General features: G+C 66.4%; 23 protein-coding genes. 17 read left to right on the top strand and 6 right to left on the bottom strand.

The window, feature by feature from the left end; translation table 11 throughout:
* Positions 1–7: 7 nt before the first annotated feature.
* On the top strand, positions 8–1,456 hold the full coding sequence (locus EB836_RS14580; RefSeq protein WP_135541672.1) for a dihydrolipoamide acetyltransferase family protein: 1,449 nt from the start codon (positions 8–10) through the stop codon (positions 1,454–1,456).
* A gap of 172 nt (positions 1,457–1,628) precedes the next feature.
* Here EB836_RS14580 and EB836_RS14575 read toward each other — a convergent pair whose 3' ends face one another.
* Positions 1,629–2,588 carry a protein kinase gene (locus tag EB836_RS14575; RefSeq protein ID WP_135541670.1) on the bottom strand — a complete coding sequence of 320 codons (960 nt, stop codon included), beginning with the start codon at positions 2,586–2,588 and terminating at the stop codon, positions 1,629–1,631.
* A 685-nt stretch (positions 2,589–3,273) separates the two neighbouring features.
* Between EB836_RS14575 and rpmB the strand changes: the two genes are divergently transcribed.
* The 7 genes from rpmB (at position 3,274) to EB836_RS14540 (ending at position 9,155) form a co-directional block, all read left to right on the top strand.
* Positions 3,274–3,510 carry a 50S ribosomal protein L28 gene (gene rpmB, locus EB836_RS14570; RefSeq protein ID WP_135541668.1) on the top strand — a complete coding sequence of 79 codons (237 nt, stop codon included), beginning with the start codon at positions 3,274–3,276 and terminating at the stop codon, positions 3,508–3,510.
* Positions 3,507–3,677, top strand: a complete 171-nt coding sequence (gene rpmG, locus EB836_RS14565) for a 50S ribosomal protein L33 (RefSeq protein WP_205683381.1) — start codon at positions 3,507–3,509, stop codon at positions 3,675–3,677. Before rpmB ends, rpmG begins: the two co-directional genes overlap by 4 nt.
* Positions 3,678–3,683: 6 nt before the next feature.
* A complete protein-coding gene (rpsN, locus tag EB836_RS14560; protein WP_135541664.1) occupies positions 3,684–3,989 on the top strand; it encodes a 30S ribosomal protein S14 in 306 nt (101 codons plus the stop codon).
* A gap of 69 nt (positions 3,990–4,058) precedes the next feature.
* On the top strand, positions 4,059–4,346 hold the full coding sequence (locus EB836_RS14555; RefSeq protein WP_135541662.1) for an HU family DNA-binding protein: 288 nt from the start codon (positions 4,059–4,061) through the stop codon (positions 4,344–4,346).
* 229 nt (positions 4,347–4,575) lie between these two features.
* A complete protein-coding gene (locus EB836_RS14550; RefSeq protein ID WP_135541660.1) occupies positions 4,576–6,630 on the top strand; it encodes a cytochrome c oxidase assembly protein in 2,055 nt (684 codons plus the stop codon).
* A gap of 370 nt (positions 6,631–7,000) precedes the next feature.
* Positions 7,001–8,347, top strand: coding sequence for an MFS transporter (locus EB836_RS14545; RefSeq protein ID WP_135541658.1), 1,347 nt, complete (start codon positions 7,001–7,003; stop codon positions 8,345–8,347).
* 61 nt (positions 8,348–8,408) lie between these two features.
* Positions 8,409–9,155, top strand: a complete 747-nt coding sequence (locus EB836_RS14540; RefSeq protein ID WP_135541656.1) for a 3-hydroxybutyrate dehydrogenase — start codon at positions 8,409–8,411, stop codon at positions 9,153–9,155.
* Positions 9,156–9,233: 78 nt separating this feature from the next.
* On the opposite strand, the gene EB836_RS14535 is transcribed toward EB836_RS14540, so the two are convergent.
* The gene (locus tag EB836_RS14535) at positions 9,234–10,109 is read right to left on the bottom strand and encodes a LysR family transcriptional regulator (RefSeq protein ID WP_135541654.1); all 876 of its coding nucleotides are present in this window, start codon (positions 10,107–10,109) and stop codon (positions 9,234–9,236) included.
* A gap of 140 nt (positions 10,110–10,249) precedes the next feature.
* Between EB836_RS14535 and mmsB the strand changes: the two genes are divergently transcribed.
* Both mmsB and EB836_RS14525 read left to right on the top strand, forming a co-directional pair.
* Positions 10,250–11,155: a 3-hydroxyisobutyrate dehydrogenase gene (gene mmsB, locus EB836_RS14530; protein ID WP_135541652.1), complete on the top strand. Its 906-nt coding sequence runs from the start codon at positions 10,250–10,252 to the stop codon at positions 11,153–11,155.
* Positions 11,156–11,276: 121 nt separating this feature from the next.
* Positions 11,277–12,017, top strand: coding sequence for a YggS family pyridoxal phosphate-dependent enzyme (locus EB836_RS14525; RefSeq protein WP_135541650.1), 741 nt, complete (start codon positions 11,277–11,279; stop codon positions 12,015–12,017).
* Here EB836_RS14525 and EB836_RS14520 read toward each other — a convergent pair.
* Positions 12,008–13,468, bottom strand: coding sequence for an alpha/beta hydrolase-fold protein (locus EB836_RS14520; protein WP_167854471.1), 1,461 nt, complete (start codon positions 13,466–13,468; stop codon positions 12,008–12,010). The genes EB836_RS14525 and EB836_RS14520 overlap by 10 nt on opposite strands.
* A 308-nt stretch (positions 13,469–13,776) precedes the next feature.
* Here EB836_RS14520 and EB836_RS14515 point away from each other — a divergent pair, with 308 nt between their 5' ends.
* The 4 genes from EB836_RS14515 to EB836_RS14500 all read left to right on the top strand — a co-directional run bounded on the left by EB836_RS14515 (position 13,777) and on the right by EB836_RS14500 (position 18,943).
* Positions 13,777–14,805, top strand: coding sequence for an ABC transporter substrate-binding protein (locus EB836_RS14515; RefSeq protein WP_135541646.1), 1,029 nt, complete (start codon positions 13,777–13,779; stop codon positions 14,803–14,805).
* Positions 14,802–16,016 carry an iron ABC transporter permease gene (locus EB836_RS14510; RefSeq protein ID WP_240690016.1) on the top strand — a complete coding sequence of 405 codons (1,215 nt, stop codon included), beginning with the start codon at positions 14,802–14,804 and terminating at the stop codon, positions 16,014–16,016. The genes EB836_RS14515 and EB836_RS14510 overlap by 4 nt, the downstream gene beginning before the upstream one ends.
* Complete coding sequence (locus EB836_RS14505) at positions 16,010–16,843, top strand: heme ABC transporter ATP-binding protein (RefSeq protein WP_135541644.1); 834 nt, start codon at positions 16,010–16,012, stop codon at positions 16,841–16,843. The genes EB836_RS14510 and EB836_RS14505 overlap by 7 nt, the downstream gene beginning before the upstream one ends.
* 129 nt (positions 16,844–16,972) lie before the next feature.
* Positions 16,973–18,943 carry an NHL domain-containing thioredoxin family protein gene (locus EB836_RS14500; RefSeq protein ID WP_135541643.1) on the top strand — a complete coding sequence of 657 codons (1,971 nt, stop codon included), beginning with the start codon at positions 16,973–16,975 and terminating at the stop codon, positions 18,941–18,943.
* A gap of 106 nt (positions 18,944–19,049) precedes the next feature.
* Here EB836_RS14500 and EB836_RS14495 read toward each other — a convergent pair whose 3' ends face one another.
* The 3 genes from EB836_RS14495 to EB836_RS14485 all read right to left on the bottom strand — a co-directional run bounded on the left by EB836_RS14495 (position 19,050) and on the right by EB836_RS14485 (position 22,596).
* Entirely contained in the window at positions 19,050–20,009 is a 960-nt protein-coding gene (locus tag EB836_RS14495) for a hypothetical protein (protein WP_135541641.1), read from the bottom strand.
* Positions 20,010–20,073: 64 nt separating this feature from the next.
* Positions 20,074–21,228: an ABC transporter gene (locus EB836_RS14490; RefSeq protein ID WP_135541639.1), complete on the bottom strand. Its 1,155-nt coding sequence runs from the start codon at positions 21,226–21,228 to the stop codon at positions 20,074–20,076.
* A gap of 6 nt (positions 21,229–21,234) precedes the next feature.
* On the bottom strand, positions 21,235–22,596 hold the full coding sequence (locus EB836_RS14485; RefSeq protein WP_167854470.1) for an LPXTG cell wall anchor domain-containing protein: 1,362 nt from the start codon (positions 22,594–22,596) through the stop codon (positions 21,235–21,237).
* Positions 22,597–22,931: 335 nt separating this feature from the next.
* On the opposite strand from EB836_RS14485, the gene dcd reads away from it, so the two are divergent.
* Genes dcd through EB836_RS14470 form a run of 3 tightly spaced genes read left to right on the top strand, consistent with a single transcriptional unit; the run spans position 22,932 to position 24,945 of the window.
* On the top strand, positions 22,932–23,510 hold the full coding sequence (gene dcd / locus EB836_RS14480) for a dCTP deaminase (protein ID WP_135541635.1): 579 nt from the start codon (positions 22,932–22,934) through the stop codon (positions 23,508–23,510).
* Positions 23,507–24,724 (top strand): hypothetical protein, encoded by a 1,218-nt coding sequence (locus EB836_RS14475; RefSeq protein WP_240690015.1) that lies wholly within the window; start codon positions 23,507–23,509, stop codon positions 24,722–24,724. The genes dcd and EB836_RS14475 overlap by 4 nt, the downstream gene beginning before the upstream one ends.
* Positions 24,721–24,945, top strand: a complete 225-nt coding sequence (locus EB836_RS14470) for a hypothetical protein (RefSeq protein ID WP_135541633.1) — start codon at positions 24,721–24,723, stop codon at positions 24,943–24,945. Before EB836_RS14475 ends, EB836_RS14470 begins: the two co-directional genes overlap by 4 nt.
* The last annotated feature ends 2 nt before the right edge of the window (positions 24,946–24,947 follow it).

The following is a 24,947-nucleotide window of genomic DNA, read 5'->3' as shown; positions in this document are numbered from 1 at the left end:
GTCAAGAATGTCATTCGAATTTCCTCTTCCCGACGTCGGTGAGGGCCTGACCGAGGCCGATATCGTCGCATGGAAGGTCGCCCCCGGCGACACCGTCACTGTCAACCAGATCCTCGTTGAGATCGAGACGGCGAAATCACTCGTCGAGCTGCCCAGCCCGCAGGCCGGCACCGTCGGCGCCCTGCTCGTCGAAGAGGGGCAGACCATCGAGGTCGGCACCCCCATCATCCGCTTCGGTGACGCCGATTCCGGCGCCGAGGCGGGCTCCGCCTCCGGAGGAGCCGATGAGTCCGCATCCGGTGCCGGAGCGACCGAGGCTTCCGCCGAGGCGTCTCCCGCCTCGGCTGAGGACGCCGACGCTGGCGCCACCCTCGTCGGCTACGGCGCCAAAGCGGCATCATCGAAGCGCCGTCCCCGCAAGGGCGGACCTGTTCCCGCACCGGCATCGGCCTCTGTCGAGGCACCCGCTCCGGCAGGCTCGCCGACCCCACCCGCTCCGCCAGCTCCGGCGACCCCACCCGCTCCGCCAGCTCCGGCGGCGGCAGCACCGGCGGAGCCGGCACCCGCGTCTCCGGGCAAACCCCTGGCGAAGCCGCCCGTGCGGAAGCTCGCGAAGGACCTCGGCGTCGACCTCTCACAGGTTGTGCCCACCGGACCCCACGGGGACGTGACGCGCGAGGATGTGCATGCCGCGGCCAACCCGACCGCTGCCTCTTCGGCGGATGCGACCACACCCGCGGCCGCCTCGGCGAGTGCCTCCGGCGAACTCGAGGAGCGGATCCCGTTCAAGGGTGTGACGAAGATGATGGCCAAGGCCATGGTCGATTCGGCATTCACAATGCCGCATGTCACCGAGTTCCTCGACGTCGACGTCACCGAGACGATGGCGATGGTCCGCAGGCTGAAGTCCTCGAAGTTCCTCGGCGAGGACGTCAAGGTCTCGCCGCTGCTCATCGTGGCCAAGGCCGTGGCCTGGGCCGTGGGTCGCAACCCGCGGATCAACTCGTGCCTCGACGGCGATGACATCGTCGTGAAGAAGTACGTCAACCTCGGGATCGCTGCGGCCACCCCGCGCGGACTCATCGTGCCGAACATCAAGAACGCGCAGGCCATGGGGCTGGGAGAGCTCGCTCAGGGCATTCAGGCCCTCACCGCTCTGGCGCGATCGGGCAAGACGCCGCCGGCCGATCAGGCTGGGGGAACGATCACGATCACGAACGTCGGCGTCTTCGGCGTCGATGCGGGGACGCCGATCATCAACCCGGGTGAAGCAGCGATCCTCGCCTTCGGGCAGGTTCGGAAGAAGCCGTGGGTCGTCGGCGACGAGATCGTGCCGCGTGAGATCACCACGCTCTCGGTCAGCGCCGACCATCGTGTCGTCGATGGGGAGATCATCTCGAAGTTCCTCGCCGATGTCGGCCGCGGCTTGGAGGACCCGACCCTCCTGCTCGCCTGAGGGGCAGACATTCGGTCGCCGTTCGGAACCGTCTGTGGTCACCGAGCCGAGTGAGAATCGCCGCATCGGCTGTTTTCACCCGGTTCTGTGACCACAGATCATCGAGTGCACCGGCGCGGCCGTTCAGCTGCTCAAATCGTGTGAGGTTCCCAGGGGCGGAGACGCCGTCTCGTCACTCGTCCAGGTAGGCGCTGTTGTCCTTCGGACTGCCGTCCTTGACGAGCCGTTTGGCCAGGCAGTGGTCGCGGTCGAGGCCCCAGGACCGGCACTGATCGAGGGCCGGTTCCGGGTCGCTGTAGCCGGTGCCGATGATCGTCACCCAATAGCTGCCGTCTTTGTATGAGGCCCAGTCGCCGCTGTGGATGAGGATCGCTCCGGGATATTTGACCTTGTTGGCTTCGTACTCATTGAGGATGTCCGGAGCGGTCCAGGTCTTCCCGTCGGCTTCGAGTCCGACATTCTTTGCGCTGACCTGAGTCACCCACTGTCCCTCGAGGTCAGCGGCCTTCGCCGTGCCCTTCTCCGTGTAGGAGTCGAGCTTCTCCTCCGGGGTCTGCGAGGGCTGCACGAGATCCTCGGTGGGACTGGGCGAAGGCGTCGACGGCTCCCCGCTGCCGACGTCGACGGGCACGGTGCCCGAAGACGGAGCGAGCCACCGGATACCGAAGAACGCGACGAGCGCGAGCACGAGGACCAGGGCGATGATGACTCCCGCGGCCTTGAGGCCATTGCGGGGCCTCGAACCTCCCTGCGGAGGAACAGTCGGCGGAAACTGTGGGGGAGGGGGTGTCTGCGGAGCGTTCCCGGCGGCGAGACCGGCATCACGCCCGGAGCCCTCACCGCGCATACCGCCTGCATATGCGGATTGCTGAGGCTGCGAGGCCTGCGCGTCTCGGTCGAAGGGGGACCGGCCGGCAGGCGCGAAGACATTGCCGGAGTGCGCTTTCGAGATCGACTGTTCCCCGGTGTGCCGTTCGAGATACTCGTAGTAGGTTGAGTTGTCGAAATCGGCAGGCAAACGCCCCGCTTCATTCCCGTACGACGGGTTCTGACCAGCAGGATCGCTGTGATCCTTCTGCCAGTCATCGCTGGTCGCCGGACGAATGCGCGGCCTCTGTGGAACGTCGCTCATCAGCCCTCCGGAGTGCCAGGTGTGGTGGCAATCATCTTCTTACCTTGGCACGAGTCAAGCAGGCGTTCAACACGATCGCCGGCAGGACGCGTTGCCGACGAAAGCCTACTGTGCTTTTCCCCGAGTAGGCTTGGCCCCCGCTGGGAAAGTCCCCGCAGGCACCGATGCGCCCGGAGGCGGGCCTCACGCGCTCCCGACGGTGAGCCCTGATTCAGCCCTGACCGGAGTGACGAAGACCCCCAGGTGAACACCGGGGATGAATTTGCTCTCTGCCGTCCGATCTCAGTAGGATAGATTCTTGTTGTGTCGTACCGGAGAGGTCGATGACCGATCTGCTAAGACCAACATGGTGCTCACCCACCGCTGCACTCCAGCTTCGGCCATCTCTCACAGGCTACGGCTTCAGCGCTGGTGAGACATCTCGCCCGAACGGGCAAACCTGTTTTGGCGTACACAATTTTCACAGCGGACGTCGCGCATCGGGCCACCACTCGAGGCGGGTCGGAGCAGAATCGGTTGAGGCCGATTCGACTGCCACTGTGGTCGGGCACGCTCGACCAGGCGGCATTCGCGAGAATTTGTTGATGTCTTCCGACATCGGCGCAAGCGAGCGGGGAGAACGCGCAAGCGGTATCCCGCCTGAGCTTGTTTCGAGAGTCGGTAACTTGTGAACTGGAGGAGAGACATGGCAGCAACCTGCCAAGTGACCGGGTCAGTCCCCGGTTTCGGACACAATGTGTCCCACTCGAAGCGCCGCACGAAGCGTCGCTTCAACCCGAATATTCAGAAGAAGCGGTACTACGTTCCGTCTCTGCGCCGCAGCGTCACCCTGACCGTGTCCGCCAAGGGCATCAAGGTCATCGACGCGCGTGGAATCGACGCCGTGGTCAACGAACTGATTGCTAAGGGAGTGAAGCTCTGATGGCGAAGGCCCAGGATATTCGTCCCATTATCAAGCTCAAGTCGACCGCCGGCACCGGGTACACCTACGTGACCCGTAAGAACCGCCGCAACAGCCCGGACCGCATCGTGCTCAAGAAGTACGATCCCGTTGTCCGTAAGCACGTCGATTTCCGAGAGGAGCGCTGAGCGCACATGGCTAAGAAGTCAAAGATCGCCCGCGACAAGCAGCGTCGCGTCATCGTCGAGCGCTATGCAGAGCGCCGCGCCGCTCTCAAGCGTCAGCTGACCCACCCCGATTCCACCGACGAGCAGCGCGAAGAGGCACGCCTCGGCCTGCAGAAGCTTCCTCGCGACGCTTCGCCGGTCCGCGTTCGCAACCGTGACCAGGTCGATGGCCGTCCGCGTGGCTACCTCCGGAAGTTCGGACTCTCCCGAGTTCGCTTCCGCAACATGGCACACAACGGCGAGTTGCCCGGCGTCACGAAGTCGAGCTGGTAATCTCGAGGAAGTTCGTCATCGGAAAAACGGACCGGTGACCGACCGACTTGTCCTAAGGAGGACACTTTTATGGCTAAGAACCGCAGTGAGCTCGTTGCAGAAGTTGCCGAGAAGTCCGGCCTGACCCAGAAGCAGGTCTCGGATGTGCTCGATGGTGTTTTCGATGTCTTCTCCGACGTCGTTGCCAAGGGCGAAAAGCTCACCATCCCCGGCTGGCTCTCCGTTGAGCGCACCGAACGTGCCGCTCGCAAGGGTCGTAACCCGCAGACCGGTGAAGAGATCCAGATCAAGGCCGGCTACTCCGTCAAGCTGTCCGCTGGTTCGAAGCTGAAGGGTGCCGCCGGCAGCCCGAAGTGATCCACGCACCTGCGTCGAATGGCCCGGACCGTTTGGTCCGGGCCATTTGCTGTCACCGCGCAGGGGCGGTGCAGCTGTTTCGTGGGCGTATCCGCCCCCGTGCCGACGGCGTCCACCCTCGCCGAGGCGGCTCCCCCAAGATCTCGGCCACGGAGGACTCTCCCGGTTCGCTGAGTCTCAAGATCGAGAGATAAACTGAAGGCATGTCAGAAGGGGCGGTCCGCGCGCAGTGAGTTCTCCAATCTTCGAACCGATCACTCGGTTCGTCCAACGTGCCGCGGTCCCCATCGTGGTCTTCCTCGGTCTCATCATCGGTGTGGCCGCGCTGTTCTTCACCGGAGCCGCGAACCCCACGCTGCTCAACGACCCCGGCTCCGTCGTCCGCTTCGGCCTGCCTGCGGCGAAGTTCGTCTTCAACATCGCGATGTCCCTGACCGTCGGGGCCCTCATGTTCGCCGTGCTCATCCTCCCGCGCACAGCAGGCGGTCGCCGTCGACACAAACAGGCCGCCGAGGAGGCCCCCCTCGACCCGCTGTGGACGAAGACTCTGCGCATCGCCGAGTTCTCCTCGGTCGTGTGGACGCTTTCGGCCGTCGCCGTGCTCGTGTTCTCCTTCGTCGACACCGTCGGTGCGCAGGCCTACCTCGACTTCTCGAACCAGCTCGGCGTCTTCGTCACGCAGATCGCCTACGGGCAGCTGTGGGTGCTCATCGTCGTCCTCATCGCCATCGCCTCCACGCTGTGCTTCGGCACCCGCTCCCATATCGGCATCGCCGCCGCCGGGGTGCTCAGCGTCGGTGTGATGATCCCCTTGGCGCTCATGGGCCACTCGGCTGAGGCGTCCGGGCACACGCAGGCCGTCAACAGCCTCGGTCTGCACATCCTCGGTGCGGCCATCTGGCTCGGTGGACTCTTCGTCATCGCCCTCCTCGGTGCCGGACTGGCGAAATCCGATGGTCTTCGCGCAGTCATCCAACGGTATTCGACGATCGCGCTCATCGCCTTCGGCCTCGTCGTCTTCTCCGGCGTCGTCAACGCGCTGCTGCGCGTGCACAGCTTCGACGACCTCATGACCCCGTACGGGGAAGTCATCCTGGCGAAGGCGTTCGCGACGGTTCTGCTGGGTCTCATCGGATTCTGGCACCGTCAGTTCGTCATCGCACGATTGGGCACAGCCGCCTCGGCGACGGTGGAATTCTGGCGTCTCATCGCCGTCGAATTCATCATCTTCGGTGCCACCATGGGACTGGCCGTGGCCCTGGCGCGGTCGCAGCCGCCGGTGCCGCAGGAACCGGTCGGTGACCCCACCCCGGCCGAGATCCTCACCGGCGATCCGCTCCCGCCGAAGCCGAACCTGGAGCACTACTTCACTCAGTGGGCGATCGATCCGCTGTGGATCGCGATCGCGGTGGGCACCTCGGTCGCCTACGTCATCGCTTTCATCAACCTCCGCCGTCGCGGCGACAAGTGGCCGGTGCTGCGCCTGATCAGCTGGCTGATCGGCATGGTCTTCCTTGTCTACGTCACCTCCGCAGGGCCCCGCGTCTACGGGGAGGTGCAGTTCTCTGCGCACATGATCGAGCACATGCTGCTCGTCATGGTGGTGCCGCTGCCGATGGTCCTCGGTGCGCCGATCACAATGCTCATGCGCGGAACGAAGGCCCGACGGGACGGCTCCGTCGGTGTGCGCGAATGGGTGCTGTGGCTGGTCAACACGCCGTATCTGCGTTTCCTCGCGCACCCGATCGTGGCGAGCGTGAACTTCGCCGGCTCCCTCGTGGTCTTCTACTACTCGGGAATCATGTACTACGCGCTCGATACGCACATCGGGCACGAACTGATGATCGCGCACTTCCTCGGTGCCGGGTACCTGTTCGGGCAGGCGCTCATCGGCATCGACCCGGGCGTGAAGCGTCCGCCGTACCCTCTGCGGCTGGTGATGCTGCTGGTGACGATGGCCTTCCACGCCTTCTTCGGGATCTCGATCATGAGTTCGAGTGTCCTCATCGCCGGTGACTGGTTCGGCAACATCGGCGCCGGATGGGGCTACACCGCGATCGATGACCAACAGCTCGGCGGGGCCATCGCATGGGGAATCGGCGAGTTCCCGACCCTGTTCGTCGCGATCACGGTCGCCCTGCAGTGGGCGAAGTCCTCAGACAGGGAAGCCAAACGCATCGACCGCAACGAGGACCGCACCGATGACGCCGAGCTGCGCGCGTACAACGCGATGCTCGCCTCGATGGCCGAACGTGACGCCCAGATCGGCCAACGGCGACGTTGAGCTCAGTCGCCCCGAGGCGAAGCAGTGAGCGGCGCGGCCCAGCGCACGATTCGCCGCTGTTCATCGGAGTGCTTGCCCTCGCCGCTGTTCATCGACGTACTTGCCGTCGACGCTGACGGTGCACATCGGGTGTGCACGAATGGGCATCGGAAATTCTCGGATTCCTTCCAGGAGATTGTCCAAAAGTCTGTAACGTGACGCACACTGTTGCTTGGATGAGAAATATCCGAGCGCCGATGTGCCTGGGCTCCGACGCCATCGACAACCGCAGAGAAGCGGTCGGCGAAGACCGGACCGGTCGGGCACAGGTGCCAGTGGAAGTCGATTCGCGCATTCAACGGTGACGCGGATCGTGGAAATAAGGAGAGTCATGAGTTCTCAGAACAACACCGAGAGGAAGTCGATCCGCGCACAGCTGCGCAAGGTCGTCGTCGCCTCGATGGCCGGAACGGTTGTCGAATGGTACGAATTCTTCCTCTATGCCACCGCAGCCACACTTGTGTTCCACGTTCTGTTCCCGCCTTCGGATGATCCTCTGACTCCGATCCTGGCCGGCTTCGCCACCTATGCGGTCGGCTTCATCGCCCGTCCCGTCGGCGGCATCGTCTTCGGCCACTTCGGGGACAAATACGGACGCAAGAAGCTGCTGCAGCTCTCGATCGTCCTCGTCGGCGTGGCCACGTTCCTCATGGGCTGCCTGCCGACCTATGCGGCGATCGGCGCCCTGGCCCCGATCCTGCTCGTGCTGCTGCGCGTCGTCCAGGGCTTCGCCGTCGGCGGTGAGTGGGGCGGTGCCGTCCTGCTCGTCGCCGAGCACTCACCGAACAAGGAACGCGGGTTCTGGGCGTCCTTCCCGCAGTCCGGTGTCCCGCTGGGCAACCTGTTGGCCACGGGCGTGCTCCTTGCGCTCAATGCCGGCCTCAGCGAGGCTCAGTTCGAGTCGTGGGGATGGCGAGTGGCCTTCTGGCTCTCGGCCGTCATCGTCATCATCGGCTACTACATCCGCACCCGCGTCTCCGATGCCCCGATCTTCGACGAGGTCCAGGCCGAAGAGATCGAGGAAGGCGTGGACTACGGCGTCAAGGCCGTGTTCAAGCGCTACCCGCGTGAGGTCTTCGCCGCCATGGGGCTGCGCTTCGTGGAGAACATCCACTACTATCTCGTCGTCACCTTCTCGATCACCTACCTGTCGACCCAAGCGCATATCGAATCGGGCGAGATCCTCGGTCTGCTGCTCGGCGCACACGCGATCCATGCGGTCCTCGTTCCGCTCGTCGGTGCGGCCACCGACCGGTTCGGGCGGAAGATGCCCTACGGTGTGGGCATCGTGCTCACCGCGACCTGGGGATTCTTCGCCTTCCCGATGTACGACACCGGCAACGCGGTGATGATCTTCGTCGCCCTGCTCCTGGGCCTGGTCTTCCACGCCCTCATGTATGCCGGCCAGCCGGCGATCATGGCGGAGATGTTCCCGACCCGGATGCGCAACTCCGGCGTCTCGACCGGCTACCAGGTGACCGCGATCGTCGCGGGATCGTTCGCACCCTTCATCGCGACGGCTCTGCTCAAGGGATTCGGCTCGTCGGTTCCGATCGCGCTCTACCTTCTCGCCGCAGCGATCGTGTCGTTCATCGCGCTCCTCTACACCCGTGAGACGAAGGGCATCGACCTGCGCTCGCTCGACACCGCGGACAAGGTGCGTCGCGGAGTCGCCTGAGACAGGACCCGCCGGGGTCAGCGGCCCCACGGCACATCGACGACGAAGGAAGGACAGGCAGATGGTTGAACTCACAGGCAGACGCGCACTCGTCACCGGGGGCGCGTCGGGACTGGGCAAGGCGATCAGCGAGGCCCTCGCCGAGGCCGGAGCCGAGGTCACCGTCGCCGATCTCGATGCGGAGGCCGCGGAAACCGTGGCCTCCGGCATCGGCGGTCGAGCGTGGGCCGTCGACCTGGCCGACACCTCGGCGCTGGAGACGATCGATGTCGACACCGACATCCTCGTCAACAATGCGGGCATCCAGCGGATCCACCCGATCACGGAGTTCCCGCTCGAGGAGTGGCGGCTGATCAGCACCCTCATGCTCGAAGCTCCCTTCGTGCTGACGAAGGCCGTGCTGCCGGGGATGTACCGGCGCGGCTGGGGGCGGATCATCAACCTGTCCTCGGTCCACGGCCTGCGGGCCTCGGCGAACAAGTCCGCCTACGTCGCCGCCAAGCACGGACTCATGGGGCTGACGAAGACCACCGCCCTCGAGGGTGGGCCGCACGGTGTGACCTGCAATGCGATCAACCCCGGCTATGTGCTCACACCGCTGGTCAAGGGGCAGATCGCCGACCAGGCGAAGACGAATGGGATCAGTGAGAAGGAAGTCCTCGAGCAGGTCTTCCTCGGCCACTCGGCGGTGCCCCGGCTCGCCGAGCCCGAGGAGGTCGCGGCCATCGCACTCTTCCTCGCCGGCGATGCCGCCGCCGTCATCAACGGCAGCGCCCACAGCATCGACGGAGGCTGGACCGCCGCCTGACCCTCCCCAATTGCTACGTGACGGCGGCCCAGCAACCTCGCGCGAGGTTGCTGGGCCGCCGTCACGTAGCAATTGGGGTCAGAGGACTTCTAGGACGCTGCGGACTCCGGAATTGCGGAGGGATTCGTGGCGGACCGAGGCCCAATAGGAGACCCGTTTCGAGAACTGATCGGGCAGCACCTGCCGCAGCCGAGAGTTATGGCGGGCCAGGAAGTCCGGCAGAATCCCGATCCCGACTCCGTTGGACGTGGCGAGCACGTGTGCGTGCACCGAGGTGGAGCGGAAGAATCCGTTGCCGCGCGGCAGCGCATCGGCGGCCTCGTCGAGGTCGTCGACCTGCAGGGAGTTCTCGATGTAGTAGATCATCCGGTGCCGGGCCAGTTCGTCGAGGCTGCGGGGACGGCCATGCTCGGCGAGGTAGTCCTGCGAAGCGTAGAGCTGGAGCCGATAGTCGCGGATGTGCTTGGCGATCGACCGCGGTGCGTCCGGGCGGCCGACGACGATCTCGATGTCGACTCCGGACCGATACTGGCGCACCCGTTGGGTGGCCGTGATGAGTTCGATCTGCAGCCCCGGGTGGCTCTGCTGGAGCGCGGTGAGCGCAGGCACCGCGTACTCGAGGGCGAAGGCCTGCGGGCAGGCCAACCGGATCGTTCCGGACAGCGCCGAACTCGTGTGCGCGTCGATCCGCCCCAGGGCGGCCTCGATGTCCTCGGCGATCGGCAGCAGCTGACGTCCGGCCGCGCTGAGCTCCCATCCGTCGGGAGAGGCCACGAGCACTCGTTCGCCGTAGGCCTTCTCCAGCGCTGCGATCCGGCGAGAGACGGTCGTGTGGTTGAGGCCGAGGCTGTGTGCCGCGGCGGTGAACTTCCCCAATCGAGCGACAGCGAGCAGAGTCAGCAGATCCTCGGGGGCGATCTGCTGGCCGGAACCGCTGGGTGCATAGGTGGCCATAGTCCGTCCATTCTATCTGCGTGTACGCACATATCCGGTGCGGAAGAGGTGAGCGTTCGGACCGGGCGTGCGCCGACCGACTGGCGTACTGTGAGAGGGAACACTGCATACCAGAAGAACATGATGCGAGGAGGCATATTATGTCGACGATTGGATGGGTGGGCCTGGGAAATATGGGCCGCCCGATGACTGCGAACCTGGTCAAGGCCGGTCACACCGTCAATGGTTACGATCTCGTCCCCGGAGCCGTGGCTGCAGCCGCGGAGCACGGTGTCAACCCCGTGAATTCGATCGCCGAGGCGGTCGCCGGTGCCGATATCGTGTTCACGATGCTGCCCAAGGGTGAGCATGCCCGCACCGCGTACCTCGAGCCCGACGGTGTCCTGGCCAACGCGGATGCGAAGACCCTCCTCGTCGATTCCTCGACGATCGACTTCGACTCCGCACGCGTCCTCCACGCGGAGGCGGCCAAGGCCGGTTTCCGTCTCGTCGACGGCCCGGTCTCCGGTGGTGTCACCGGCGCCGAGGCGGGCACCCTGACCTTCATGCTCGGCGGCGCCGACGCCGATGTCGAAGAGGCCCGCCCCTTCATCGAGGCGATGGCCGGCAACATCTTCCACGCCGGTGGCGACGCCGCCGGTCAGGCCGCGAAGATCGTCAACAACATGATGCTCTCGATCAGCCTGCAGGGTGTCGTCGAGGGCGCTGTCCTCGCCGAGCGCTTCGGCCTCGACCCGAAGGTCTTCTACGACATCGCGAAGGTGTCCTCGGGCGACTCCTGGCCGCTGCGCACCTGGTACCCGGTGCCCGGTGTGACGACGACGTCGGCGGCGAACAACGACTTCAAGCCCGGCTTCGCCACCGCGCTCATGCACAAGGACGTCGGCCTGGCTCTTGCCGGCGCCGAGACTCAGGGCGTCGACCTCCCCGCTGCGTCACTCGTCCACGCACAGCTGCAGAAGCTCATGGATGAGGATCTCGGCGGCCTCGACACCACGGCCCTGATCAAGAACATCGACCCCAACGCCGAGGGACTGCCGAAGTAAGGCCGAAGAACCGGCGCCGAGGCGGCAGCGCCGTCCGCATCGAGGCACCAGCGCCGAGACCCTGGGGTCCGCACCGCCTCGGCGACCTGAAACTTCGTGCGGCTCGTGGAAGACTGGAGGCATGAGTACGACTGATTCATCCTCCTCGCTGTCCCCGGACGTCATCGCCGGAATCACCGGCAACCTCGACGAGGTGGCCGAGCGTGCCCGCGCCGCCGCCGTATCGGCGGGCCGCAGCGGTGATGAGGTGCGGGTGCTCCTGGCGACGAAGACCCAGCCGGCCGAGAAGATCCGAGTCGCCCTCGAGCACGGGTTCACTCTCATCGGGGAGAACAAGGTTCAGGAGATCACCGGCAAGGCGGAAGCGATCGCTGACCTCAACCCCGAGACCCACCTCATCGGTCCTCTGCAGCGGAACAAGGTCAACCACACGCTGCGGCATGCCAGCTGCATCCAGTCCGTCGACAACCTCCCCTTGGCTGAGAAGATCAACAATCGTCTTGGCGTGCTCGACGAAACCCTCGACTACTTCGTTCAGGTCAACACCTCCCGGGAGGATTCGAAGTTCGGTGTCGCTCCCGAGGACGCCGAGGCGCTGATCACCGAGACGAGGACGCTCGACCGGATGCGGCTGCGCGGCCTGATGACCATCGGTCTTCCCGGCAGCAGCCCCGACGTGATCCGTCCCAGCTACTCCGACCTGCGCGAACTCAGCGAACGCCTGCGGGAGTCCGGTGTCATGCCCGCCGAGGCGACCGAACTGTCGATGGGAATGAGCGGTGACTTCGAGCTCGCGATCTCCGAGGGGGCGACGATCGTGCGCGTCGGCTCGAGCATCTTCGGTGCTCGCGACTACTCCTGAGTATTTGAGCCGACCCGCGTCTCACCATCGGCGGGGCGCGAGGGGGACGGTTCGAACGCGTGGCGCAGACCGGCGATGAGTTCCACACGCCAACAGGCGAAATCGTGTCCGCCGGAGTAGACCGACAGCGAGGTGCGGCATCCGAGGTCGTGAAGAACCTCGGCCATCCGCCGGGCGCGATCGACCATGGGACCTTCACGATCTCCGACGGCGAGGTGGACCTGCTCAGCGCCCACCCCGGCCCTGGCCGTCCGTGAACCTGCTCCGGACCCGTCTGTTCGCGCACCCACTCCGGCGGCGGCATCCGGCCCCGCCCCTTCAGCCGCCCTCGCCGTATGCACATTCGCACCTGAACCCGAGGCGAGGAAACGCGCTGCCGTCCAGTCGTCCCCGGTCATCTCGGCGAGATCCGCTGGCGTCGCCGACCCGCCGGGACGCCACCACAGCGACGGAGAATGGGCGAGCACGGCGTCGAAGGTGCCGGGGCTGACCTGGGCCATGAGCAGCGCCGACAGCCCGCCGAGGCTCTGACCGCAGATGATTCGGCGGGCGTCCTCGGGCACAGGACATCCGTGTGCGGCCGCTTCGGCTTCGATCGCGGGCACCAGCTCATCGGCCACGCTGCGCAGAAACGCGTCATTGCCGGCCAGGGTGTGCGATCGCTGTTCCACCGTGCGGGTGCCGATGCCGATGATGATGAGGTCCGGCAGTCCGGCCGCGGCCACGGCCCGATCCACCCGGAGATGGTCGAACCACTGAAGCCCGTCGAAGAGCACGAGGACACCGGCCGGGGCAGCGCCGCTCGGCAGAGACACTCGCACGGGGCAGCTGACATCGCCGATCTCACGGTCGCCCGCCACGAAGAGTCGGCTGTCGCAGTCTTCGCCGAGGCGGCTGCCCGCCACCGCATCACGATCCGTATCGATGGGCGCCGGTCCCGCGTCGAAGAGCCACGTCCCGTGGTCGGGGGCGTGCGGGCCGGAGAACACCGACGAGCCCTCGCCCGGTCCCGGCTGGTCCGGGCGCGTCAGCGGCGGATCGAGGTTGAGCGGGTCGACGAGGACGGCCGGCCCGGGCCGTTGCGGAGAACCCAGAGGCTCGGGAGTCTCGGAGGCCGAGGGGCTGAAACCGTAGGAGCACCGGAGGTCGGCCGGCAGTCGCAGCGTCACGCCCCAGATCCCGGTGCCCGGGACCGGAGTCATCACGCCGGCATCCTGCCGGTGCTTATCGGTCACCCGATTGGCCGAAAGTCTCACACTGCGGATAGTGGGATCGACTGCGCGGTAGAGGAACGTGACATCGCACTGACCGGGGTCATCTTCGCAGGCGTCGACGAGAGGTGTGCCGGAGCGCGTGACCTCCTCCCAGAACAATGCCTCTCGACTTCCGAGGTCGGCGCTCTGGCCAGCATTGATGGTGGAGAACTCGGTGAGAATCTCGCTGAATCGCACGAAGCTCTCCTTCTCTGCGGCGGCTCTCTGACGGCGGTCATCCGTCCGCCTGTCCGGCCCCGCCTCGCCGCCCACATTGTGAGCAACTGTGACGGCGAGTGGACAAGCCGACTGGCAACGTTGCTAGTCTAGTCGATTAGGTTAGCCTTGCCAATGTAGGTGTCCTGGTCGCTGCTGAGATCTCCGACCCGGATCGTTGCCCGACGGCGCGCTGACTGCGACAGACGATGACGTTGCCCGCGGCGGACGGTCGTCGGGCATGACAGCGCCGGTCCACACCGTGGCCGACGTCCCTCTTGAGGAGAGCAATGAGAACAGGACTTTCGATCATCGGCGCCGTGTGCGCATTGGCACTCGCCGGCTGCGGCGGCACCGGATCCGAGGCCGCAGACGATACCCCGGCAGAAGCGGCGGGTTCCGAACTTTCGGTTCCACTTCCCGAAGGGTGGTCCCAGGTCGGCGGTACGAGCGACTTCTCCGGCATCGAGGCGGAACCGAAACTGCCTGCCACGGTCACCGACGGCACCGGCACCGAGGTGGAGGTCAAGGACATCGACAAGATCATCGTCGCCGGCGACGGCGTCGCATCGACGCTCGGCGCGCTGGGCCTGGCCGACAACATCGAGGCCGCGCCCGAGAACTCGGCGGCGCCCGAGGGGATCGATGCCCCGCAGCACTTCGAGTTCAGTAAGAGCACCGGGGTCGAAGGCCTGCTGGCGATGGACGGCGCCCTGTTCATCGGCGACAACACGAAGCGCCACGGTGACGTCGCCGGTCAGTTCCGGGACGCCGGCACCGATGCGGTGGTCATGGACGATCAGCAGTCCCAATCGGACAAACTCAAGGCCGTGGCCTCCTACGTCGGTGCCGATGAGGCGGGTGAAGAGCTCGCGAAGACCGTCGACGACCAGCTCGCCGATGCCGCGAAGACCGCGAAGGACTCGGGCAAGCAGGATCTGTCGATCATCGAGGTCACTGCCACGGGAGCCGGCGGGCAGAACGCGGTCGCCGGCACTGGGACTCCGGGCAATGAGATGATCGAGACCCTCGGCTACACGAGTGTGGGCGCGGAGTCGAAGCTGCGCGGCTACTCCCGTGAGTTCAGCAATGAGGGCATCGTCGCCTCGGCGCCGGATGTCATCGTCATGGCCGAATCCGACTACGAGAAGTGGGGCGGCGAGGACGGCCTGTGGAAGGCGTTCCCGACGCTCGATCAGACTCCTGCAGGCCAGAACTCCGCGGTCTTCGTCATGCTCGATGCTCAGCTGAAGTACTCGAGCCCTGAGATCGGAGTCGGGGCTCAGGCCCTCGCCGAGGCTGTCGCGAAGCTCCCGTGACCCCGAAGGCTCCGACTCGCACCGCCGCCCCGGGCACCGCAGGCGCCCCGGCCGGACCGGATGCCACCGAGAACGCGGACGCCACCGGCGCCTCGGCGGCGTTCGGGCGTTCGGTCGATCCTGCGGCCCCGACCGGCTCCGCTGGGCGAGGCCGCAGGGCCGGCTCGGGCACCGAGGCGCGCCACACCGTCCGCCGACTCCCGCTGCTCACCTGCGTGATCATCGGCCTGGCGGTGCTTGCGGTGCTCATGGCCGTCTCTGCTTCGGTCGGTCCGCTGCGGATCCCCCTCGCCGAGGTCGCGCGCATCGTCGGGGCCCAACTGGGTGTCGTCGACGGTGCCGACCTCAGCCAGCGCGACGTCTCCGTCGTCTGGCAGCTGCGCGTGCCCCGCGTGCTCATGGGAGTGCTCGTCGGCGCGGCCCTCGCGATCTCGGGCGCGGCGCTGCAGAGCCTGTTCAACAACCCCCTCGCCGACCCCGGGATCATCGGGGTCAGCGGCGGAGCCTCGGCGGGTGCTGTGAGCGTCATCGTGCTCGCGGGCAGCAGCATCACCTGGCTGCTGCCCATCGGGGCCTTCCTCGCCGGCCTCGCCGTCACCGGACTCATCTATGTGCTGGCGCGTCCCGGACGCAACACGGGCACCTCGCGGATGCTGCTCGTCGGCATCGCCGTGGGGTCGGGCTGTCAGGCGCTGACCGGGTTCTTCACCTTCATCGCCGACGACCAGCAGCTCCAGACGCTGACCTTCTGGCAGATGGGGTCGCTGGCGAAGGTGATCTGGCCGCACTTCTGGGCGACCCTGCCGATCTTCCTCATCGGTCTTGCCATCGTCCTGGTCAACTCGCGTGCCCTCGATGTCCTCACGCTCGGCGAACGCGAAGCCCAACACCTCGGCCTCAATGTCCGACGCAGCCGTCTGATCATCATCATCGCCACCGCACTGCTCACGGGTGCCGCAGTCGCCTTCGCCGGCGCGATCGGATTCGTCGGCCTCGTCGTTCCGCACATCGTGCGCATCATCGTCGGCCCCGGCCACCGCGGCCTGCTGCCGATCTCCGCGATCGCCGGGGCGATCCTCATCGTCGCCGCCGACTGCGCCTCCCGCGTCGTCGCCCCGCCCTCGGAGGTCCCGATCGGCCTGTTCACCGCGGCCGTCGGCGCCCCGTTCTTCCTGTTCCTCGTCGTCCGGATGAAGAAGAGCTCATGGTGAAGACTCAACACAGCCGCACCCCCGATGCCCACGGCTCCGGCCCTCAGCCGCAGGCGACCACGTCCGCCGAGGCGGTCGTCCGGGCCCAGGATGTCACCTTCTGCGTGGATGGACGGGAACTCGTCTCCGGGATCTCGTTCAGTCTCCGCCACGGTGAGGTCGTCGCGCTCGTCGGCCCGAACGGAGCGGGAAAATCGACGATGCTCTCCCTTCTGGCCGGCGACATCGCTCCGACCCGGGGCACCGTCGAGATCGCCGGCACGGAGGTGAGGTCATGGAAGTCCGGGCCGCTGGCCCGCAGGCGCTCGGTGATGCTTCAGCACAACAGTGCGAACTTCGCCTTCAGCGTCGAGGAGGCCGTCCACATGGGGCGCCTGCCCTGGGACGTCGACGTCGACCGCGATGACCGCCTCGTTGCCGAGTCGATCGCCGATTCGGACCTGTGCGGCTTCGAGGATCGTGACATCACCACGCTCTCCGGTGGGGAGGCCGCCCGCGTGTCCTATGCGCGCACGAGGGTGCAGACGACGCCGATCATCTTCCTCGACGAGCCCACCGCCGCGCTCGACCTCAGGCATCAGGAGTCACTCCTGCGCTCGGTCAGACGCCTGCGCGACGAAGGGGCGGCAGTCATCGTCGTCCTCCACGATCTCAACCTCGCTCTGCGCTACGCCGATCGGGTGCTCGTCTTCGGCGACGGTCGCCTCGTCGCCGATGGTCCCCCGGGACAGGCGCTGAGCGAGGAACTCGTCGAAGCGGTCTACGGCCAGCGCGTGCGCCGCCTCGAAGCCGAAGGGATCGACACTCCCATCCTCGTCCCCGTCTGAACCGGTCCGTGTCTGACCGGTCCGTCTGAACCGGTCCCTCGGAACCTGTCCGTCTGACCGGCCCGTCTGACCGGTCACATCGTGACACCCGGACTGCCACCTCGGCGCCGGATCTGTGAAGATGGAGGCATGAACTCCACTCCGCAGACCGCCGCCTCGCACGCCGTGAAGGTCCGGGCCCCCGAACTCGTCGGGCGCCGATGGATGAACTCCGGCGGCAAGGAGCTGACCCTGGCCGACCTGCGCGGCAAGGTCGTCCTCCTCGACTTCTGGACCTTCTGCTGCATCAACTGCCTCCACGTCCTCGACGAGTTGCGTCCCCTCGAGGAGAAGTACGCGAAGGAACTCGTCATCATCGGCGTCCACTCGCCGAAGTTCGAGTTCGAACGCACCGTCGAGGCCGTCGACCAGGCCGTGGAACGCTACCAGGTCGAACACCTCGTCCTCGATGACCCGGACCTCGTCACCTGGCAGGCCTACACCGCTCGCGCCTGGCCGACCCTGGCCGTCATCGACCCTGAGGGCTACCTCGTGGCGACGATGTCCGGAGAGGGCCACGCCGCTGGGCTCACCGAGATCATCGAAGGCCTCATCGACGAGCATTCGGCCAAGGGAACGCTGCATTCCGGTGACGGCCCCTACGTTCCGCCGCCGGCACCCGAAACAGACCTGTTCTACCCCGGCAAGGTCACTCGTCTGCCCTCCGGGCATCTCCTCGTCGCTGACTCCGGCCACCACGGCCTCGTCGAATACGATGCCGACGGCACCACGATCATCCGCCGCATCGGCACGGGAGAGCGCGGGGCCGCGGACGGCGACTTCGCTTCGGCGTCGTTCAGCGAGCCCGGCGGCATCACCGTGCTGCCCGACGACCTCGCCGCCGAGGTCGGGTACGGTATCGTCGTCGCCGACACCGTCAACCACACCCTGCGCGGGATCGATCTCGAATCCGAAACCGTGACGACCATCGCCGGCACCGGGCAGCAGCACATGGTCGGCGCCATCGACAATGTCCGCGGCAAACACGGTGAACTGGGACGATACGACGGCCCCGGGCTCGACGTGAAGCTCTCGTCGCCGTGGGACGTCCTCTTCGTCCCCTCCACCGCCGAGGTGGTCGTGGCGATGGCCGGCAACCACACGATCTGGTCGTTCGATCCGAAGGACGGAGCGATCCGCATCCTCTCGGGCACGATGAATGAGGGGCTGAGCGACGGAGACGCCGAATCCGCGTGGTTCGCCCAGTCCTCGGGCCTCGACCTCGACGCCGACGGTCAGGTGCTCATCGCCGATTCCGAGACTTCGGCGATTCGTCGCCTCGACCCCGTCACCGGTGAAGTCACCACGCTCGTGGGAGTCGGCCTCTTCGACTTCGGATTCCGCGACGGCCCCGCCGCCGAGGCGCGCCTGCAGCATCCGCTGGGAGTGCGCGCCCTGCCCGATGGGTCCATCGCGATCGCCGACACCTACAACGGGGCCATCCGCCGCTACGACCCGCACACCGAGGAAGTGACGACCCTGGCCCGCGGTCTGCGTGAACCCTCGGACATCCTCGTCGTCGACTCAGCAGCCGGCGACGGCGACTCCTCCGGCCGAGGTGATGACCCCGACGGCGGCTCCGAGTCCTCGAGTGAGGCCGAGCTCCTCGTCGTCGAGTCCGCCTCCCACGCGCTGACGAGGGTGAGACTGCCCAAGGACGCCCAGACGGTCGACGAGGGGGCGCTGACGACGAAGCGACCGTCGACCGAAATCGCCTCCGGCCCGGTGTCGCTGAGCGTGAGCTTCACGGTGCCCGCGGGGCAGAAGCTCGACGACCGGTGGGGAGATCCCACGTTCCTGCAGGTCTCAGCGACCCCGCCCGAGCTCATCGTCTCCGGCGATGGAGGAGCCGAGGGGCTCAACCGCGAGATCGTCATCAACCCGGATCTCGACGGGGGAGTGCTCCATGTGACCGCTCGAGCCGCCGCCTGTGACGGCGAGCCCGGGGGAGAGATCCCCCTGCACGCGGCCTGCCACCTCTATCAGCAGGACTGGGGCATTCCGGTCGATCTCGCGGACTCGGCACCGAACGAACTCAACCTCGATCTGCGCGGCACCTGAGACGCTCGGCCCAGCGCCGTTGGTTCAAGTGCCGTTCGCTCGGCAGCATGCGCTCAGCGCGGTACGCATCGGACGACGCCATCCGCATGAGACGACGCCGCACGCATCAGACCACGGAGACGTCACCGAGGCGGCGCGGCTCGTAGCTGACCCGGGACGACTTCACGACCACGGAGCCGCCGAGGACGAAGGAGAGCTTCTCGTCGAGGTCGTGTTCGGCCGCGGTGACGATGTCTCGATAGCGGCCCTTGACCCGCACCTCGACCGTCGACGGGGTGAGTTCGAGGTCGTTGCCCGACGAGGTCAGGCCGATCTGCGGGCTGCGTTCGAGTGACCAGGTGATGTCGCCGATGATCGTGTTGTCCGTGTCGTAGCCGAAGACGCAGCCCGAGGGCATGAGGGTCTTCGACTTCATGCAGTCCTTGAGATGGTCGGTGACCTGCTGTTCGACGGTCTCTTCGAGCTTGGCCGTCGGTTCGGGCGACAGCGTGACGGTGGGAGAGTCGCCGGGAGCGGTCACCTCGGCGCGTTCGGACTTCGACTTCAGATACGTCGCATCGAAGCCGACGAGGTAGCTGGCCGGAAACAGCACGGGCACCTTTCCGGTGCTGACCCCATAGCCGTTGATCGTCGCCGTCGACGAACCGGAGACGTTGAGTGACAGCGTCGGCCACTCCTTCTGTTCGATGGCCCACCGGTCGAAGAGCCCCGCGCTCGCGGGCAGCCGGACCATCGTCAGATCGATCGTCTGCTCCTGCGAGGAGAGGTTGAAGCTGAGGCGGACCTTCGCGTGATCGCCGTCGACGGACAGAGTCTTCGCTTCGGCTTCCCGCGGCAGATCGGGGGCCGCCGAAAGCACCTCATCGCTGAGCGCCAACGTCGAGTTCGGAGTCGGCGCGGAGAGATAGGAGAAAGCACGATTCGCGTCACCCTGTTCGAGCGCACCGATATAGGCTTCGGCGGCGCGGGCGGGTGTGTAGAGGGTGAAGTTGAGGAGAGGAACGGCGGCGACCGTGAGGACGACGACCGTCAGCGCCGAGATCAGAAGTCTGCGCGAGGTTCGCATGTCGTTCCTGATTCGATTGGGGACTGAGCGGGGACTGAGCAGGTCTCAGTCTATCTGCCGAGCCTCATTCCACCGGGTAGGCATGCAGTGCGGAGGTGTCGACCTCGACGAAGACGTGGGTGCCGACCCTGACGTTTTCACGCAGTTCGGTGATCGTGGCGCCGAGGCCGGGGTGGATGATGCCGAAACCGGCCGAGGACCGGCCGTCTGCGGTCGCGTCTCCCGCAGCCGATGGCTCCTCGTCCCCGTCCGGGGCGTCCTCCGCATCATCGGTGCCCGCAGGCCTTCGGTCCGGCACACCGGCGAGGTCGGCCAGGTCGACGTCGAGGGCGAGCCCCATCTCGGTGTCGACCGGCGAGAGCTTCGCCTGCAGGCAGGTACCGCGATCACGCAATCCGGTGACGATGGCTTCGAACACCGTCGCCGAGGTGAACGCCGGGTCGTGTTCGTCCAGTGACAGGAGGGCGGCACGCCACCCGAGGGTGACGAAGACCTTCCCGTCGAGTTCGGTGCGGGCGCGCACGGCCGAATGGCCGATGAACAGCCATCCTTTGCGGGCCAGGCCCGAATAGACGTTGACTCCGCTGAGCTCGGCAGGCAGTGAGCCCCTGGGCTCGCTGACGATCTGCTCCAGGGATCCGAATGCGACGAGCTGGTCCTTTTCGATATCGGCCACCCCCGCCTCGGCGATGGTGTGGTCGGTGAGCGAATTGGAGCTGAACACGACTCCGCGCCCCTCGTGGGCGACGAGTTCGGCGAAGCGGTTGCGCAGTCCCGTGCGCAGGTGGCTCGGGACCGAAGCGAAGGGATCGATGAACGTCAGCCACTTCGCGCCGCTCGCCCAGGCCGCGGCCAGGGCGAGGCGGGCACGATCGGTCGCTTCGAGATCCGTGATCCGGCGGCGCAGGACCTCCGGACGCAGACCGAATGCTGTCAGTGCAGCGGATTGAGACGCTGCCGATGCCGCCTCCCCAGATCCGGCATCGGCTTCACGCAGGTACTTCTTCATCCAGCTGCGCACACGCGAACGACCCGACCGGGATCCGGTCGGGAAGCGTGGCGGTGGTGCGACGTGGGGCAGGGTCGCCGCGGACAGCACCACCGCAGTGGTGCTGTCCGGGCTGCCCATGAGTCCGAGCATTGTCCCTGCTCGCAGACGTCCTAGATCGATCTCGCGTCCGTCGAGCTGCAGCCCCGCGAGGGACAATTCATCGTTCAACTGTGTTTAGAACTCCGCTGGATCATCGGAGGCGTTCATCCGCCGACGGGTGATGATGACGGCTGCGGCACCGACGGCGAGCAGGCCGACGCCCAGCGCCAGTCCGGTCATCTCGGCACCGGTGCGCGGCAGATCGCTGCCGGCAGCGCCCGAGTCGCTTCCGCCTTCGTCGACAGCCGTGCCGTTGGTCAGCACCGTGAAGCTTCCGCCCTGAGGCTCATCGAAGCTCTCGGCCTGGGCACGGACGTTGTAGGTGCCGAGCACAGCCTTGACCTTGGCCTGGACACCGAACGTGGCCTTGCCTTCGGAGTCGGCCTGCTTGGTCATCGTGTAGCGGTCGACCTTGCCCTGGGCGTGCTCGACCGTGATGGTGACCTTCTCGCCGGGCTGCGCTCCGCTGACGCCGAGCTTGATGCCCTTGTCGAGGAAGTCCTCGGAGCTGATCTCGGTCGGGTCGATGGAGAGCGACTGCTTGGCAGCGGCCGGAGCTTCCTTCTCCTCGGTTCCGGGGCTGGCCGGTCCGGTGGATTCGGATTCCTTGTCCTCGGACTTCTCGTCCTTCGGGGCCGCGGAGGACTCGTCGCCGTCGGTTTCGGTCGGCTTCGGAGCCTCGGACGTGGGTTCGTCGCTCTCGGCCTCGTCCGTCTCGGTCGGGGCCTGGGCCGGAGCCTCATCCGTCTTGTCGGTTTCGGTCGGTTCCGGCGCCTTGGTCGTGGGCTCGTCGGTCTTCGTCTCCGACGGTTCCGGAGCCTTGGTAGACGGCTCGTCGGTCTTCGTCTCCGACGGTTCCGGAGCCTCGGTGGAGGGCTCGTCGGTCTTCGTCTCCGACGGCTCGTCGGTCTCACTGGGATCCTTGATCGGACCGGTGGCCGATTCGCAGTTGTCACCGGTCGGGTCGGAATCGTCGACATCGGAATCCGAAGCGACGACCTCGAAGGTCACCTTCGACGACTTCTTCTCCGATTTGAGATCCGTGAGGTAGAGCGAGTATTCGCCGACAGGCACCTGTGCGTCTTCGGTCGCGGTGAAGAAGTAGGTGCCGGACACCTGACCCTTCTCGTCGACCGTGAGCTTCTTGGGTGGGGTGTAGTCGGTGCCATCGGTGCCGATGACGGTCACGGTGGCCTTCTCATCTGCGGTGAATCCGGTTCCGGAGAAGCCGATTCCCTTCTTGCTGTTCGCGATATCGGCCCGGGTGACCTGCGCGTGCGCAAGGGTCGCCTGAGGATCCGACTCTTCGGGTACCGAGGAGTCGGCTTCGGAGTCGCTCGATGACTGCTGGTCGCCCTGGGCGCACAGCGGTTGCTGAGGTACCGAAGCGGTGGACTCTGTCGCTGCGAACGCCGGGGCGCCAGCAAGACCTGTCAAAGCAACGGCTACTGCGGGGGCAAGCACAAGACGCGAGGTCTTCACAGTAATGCCTTTCGATTGTTGTCTACCCACGAAAGGCGATGGGACTCCCGGCATTCCTTGGCTTAAGAAGGGGAAGGCACCATCGTGCGCGGGTCCGTACAGCTCATAACTCTAAAGCATTCATCAGCGCCTATGGGGAGACACACGGGGAAAAACCAGCATAAATTGGAGTAATCGTTATCGGTTTGTGACCTACGTGCGGCGTGTCGCGCAGAGTCGGAGGGAAATTCTGAGCTGGCGAGCCGTCGGATCTCGAGCGTGAAGGGGCCGGAACGACTACCATCGGATACGTGACTCTGCTTTCCGACCGCGACATCCGCGCCGAGCTCGACTCCGGCCGCATCGCCCTCGACCCCTACGACCCTTCGCTGATCCAACCGGCCAGTGTCGATGTTTGCCTCGACCGGTACTTCCGGCTCTTCGACAACCACAAATATCCGGTCATCGATCCGAGCCTCGAACAGCCCGAACTCACCCGCTTCCTCGAGGCTGCACCGGGAGAGCCCTTCGTACTGCACCCCGGCGAGTTCGTCCTCGCCTCCACGCACGAACTCGTGACTCTGCCCGACGATGTCGCGGCACGGCTCGAAGGGAAGTCCTCGCTGGGCCGGCTCGGCCTGCTCACGCACTCGACGGCCGGATTCATCGACCCCGGATTCAGCGGTCACGTCACCCTGGAACTGTCCAATGTCGCAACCCTGCCGATCACGCTGTGGCCGGGTATGAAGATCGGGCAGCTGTGCTTCTTCCGCCTCAGCTCCTCTGCCGTCAACCCCTACGGCTCCGCTGCCACCGGCAACCGGTACCAGGGCCAGCGCGGCCCGACCGCATCCCGTTCGCACCTGAACTTCTACCGGAGGGACATGTGATCACCCGCCGCGAACTGCGGCGCCAACGCGAAGCCGCCGAACGGGCCGAACGCGAGCGTGCCGACGCCGCGCGCTACCAGGGCGGTCTCGCCGCGTCCGCGGACACCGGCCCGGCGCGCTCCGTCTCGGATGGGTCGCCGGGGCCCGCGCCCTCCGTCTCGGCTGAGGCGCCGGGGCCCGGAGCCTCCGCCCCGGCTCGGCGCCGGACCGGGATGCCCTCGACCGGTCGCCCCGGGTACGGTGATCACCGCGCATCCGCGCCGGTCGACACTCCCACCTCGGTGGATCTGCGGGGTTTCCACCTTCTCCTCCTCGACGATGCCGTCGAGATCTCCGACGTCCTCGCACTCGTCCACAACAAGCTGCCGGACCTGCACCCGCAGCTCGACGAACACGGACAGATGAGGCTGAGTCGGCATTCGCGGCTCAGCTCCGGCACGGTCCTCGAACCCGCGGATGCCGCCGCCCTCGAAGTCCCCGACTGGGCCCACCACGCGATCGTCGTCGACTGTCCCCGCGACCGTCAGCCCTCCCCGCCACCGGACTGGTTCGCCGATGCCGACGGCCTCCATGCGGCTTTCCCCGAGGGCATGCCCGACCGGGAGGAGGAGCGGGTGCTCAGCCTCCTGCTCGCCATCGCCTCCCGCCTGCACACGGGAGTCCGCCTGGCCGACGAGCCCGGACTGCCGACGCGAGTGATCATCCCCGACCCCGAGGCGAAGGTCGACCTCTACCTGTACTCGCCCTACTGGCTGGAACCGCAGGTGGCCCTGGAGTTCGTGCGCCGCCACGCCCCGCACGCCTTCCAACAGTCGCTGCCCACCCCCGACGAAGATGTGCTCGCGCAGGCGAACATCGACGACCCGCTCTTCGATCCTTCGGCCCCCGTCATCCTCGACGGCTACGCCCTGCTCGTCCCGCTCGGAGACATCGATGAGGCCGCCGGCGGCCTCGAGATCCGGGTGATGGAGGCCGAGTGGGTGCCGCCGATCATCGCCGCCCACACGGATGCCCCGCAGATCGAATACCACGTGCACTGGATGGACACCGAGTCCCGGCGCCACCAACCGAATCCGCGGCGTCGATTCCGCAGCATGCGCGCCGAGGTGGCCCGACTGACCGACGCGATCGGAGCGGAGCTCCTCGTCGGCTGCGATGGGGTGGGAGTCGACGAGAACGGTTTCCTCGTGACCAGCCGCCAGCTGCGCGAGTGAGCGTCGACGGGGCCACGGCACCCGATGGGGCCGTCGGCGCCGTCTGCGACCGTCCTGGGAGTGCGAGCGAGGACCCCGCCGGTGACTACCCCGAGGACCTCGCGAAGGACCTCGCCGATGACTGCGCCGAGGACCTCGCCGATGACTGCGAGGGCGGGCGAGAAACGGGTTCGGCCGAGTGCACGCAATTGGGGAAACTTCGTCTGTCCGTGCAAAAATAAAC

Source organism: Brevibacterium sp. S111, assembly GCF_004745075.1.
In the GTDB taxonomy this organism is placed as follows: domain Bacteria; phylum Actinomycetota; class Actinomycetes; order Actinomycetales; family Brevibacteriaceae; genus Brevibacterium.
The sequence above is the reverse complement of the archived record's forward strand: the minus strand, read 5'-3'. Positions and strand labels throughout refer to the sequence as shown.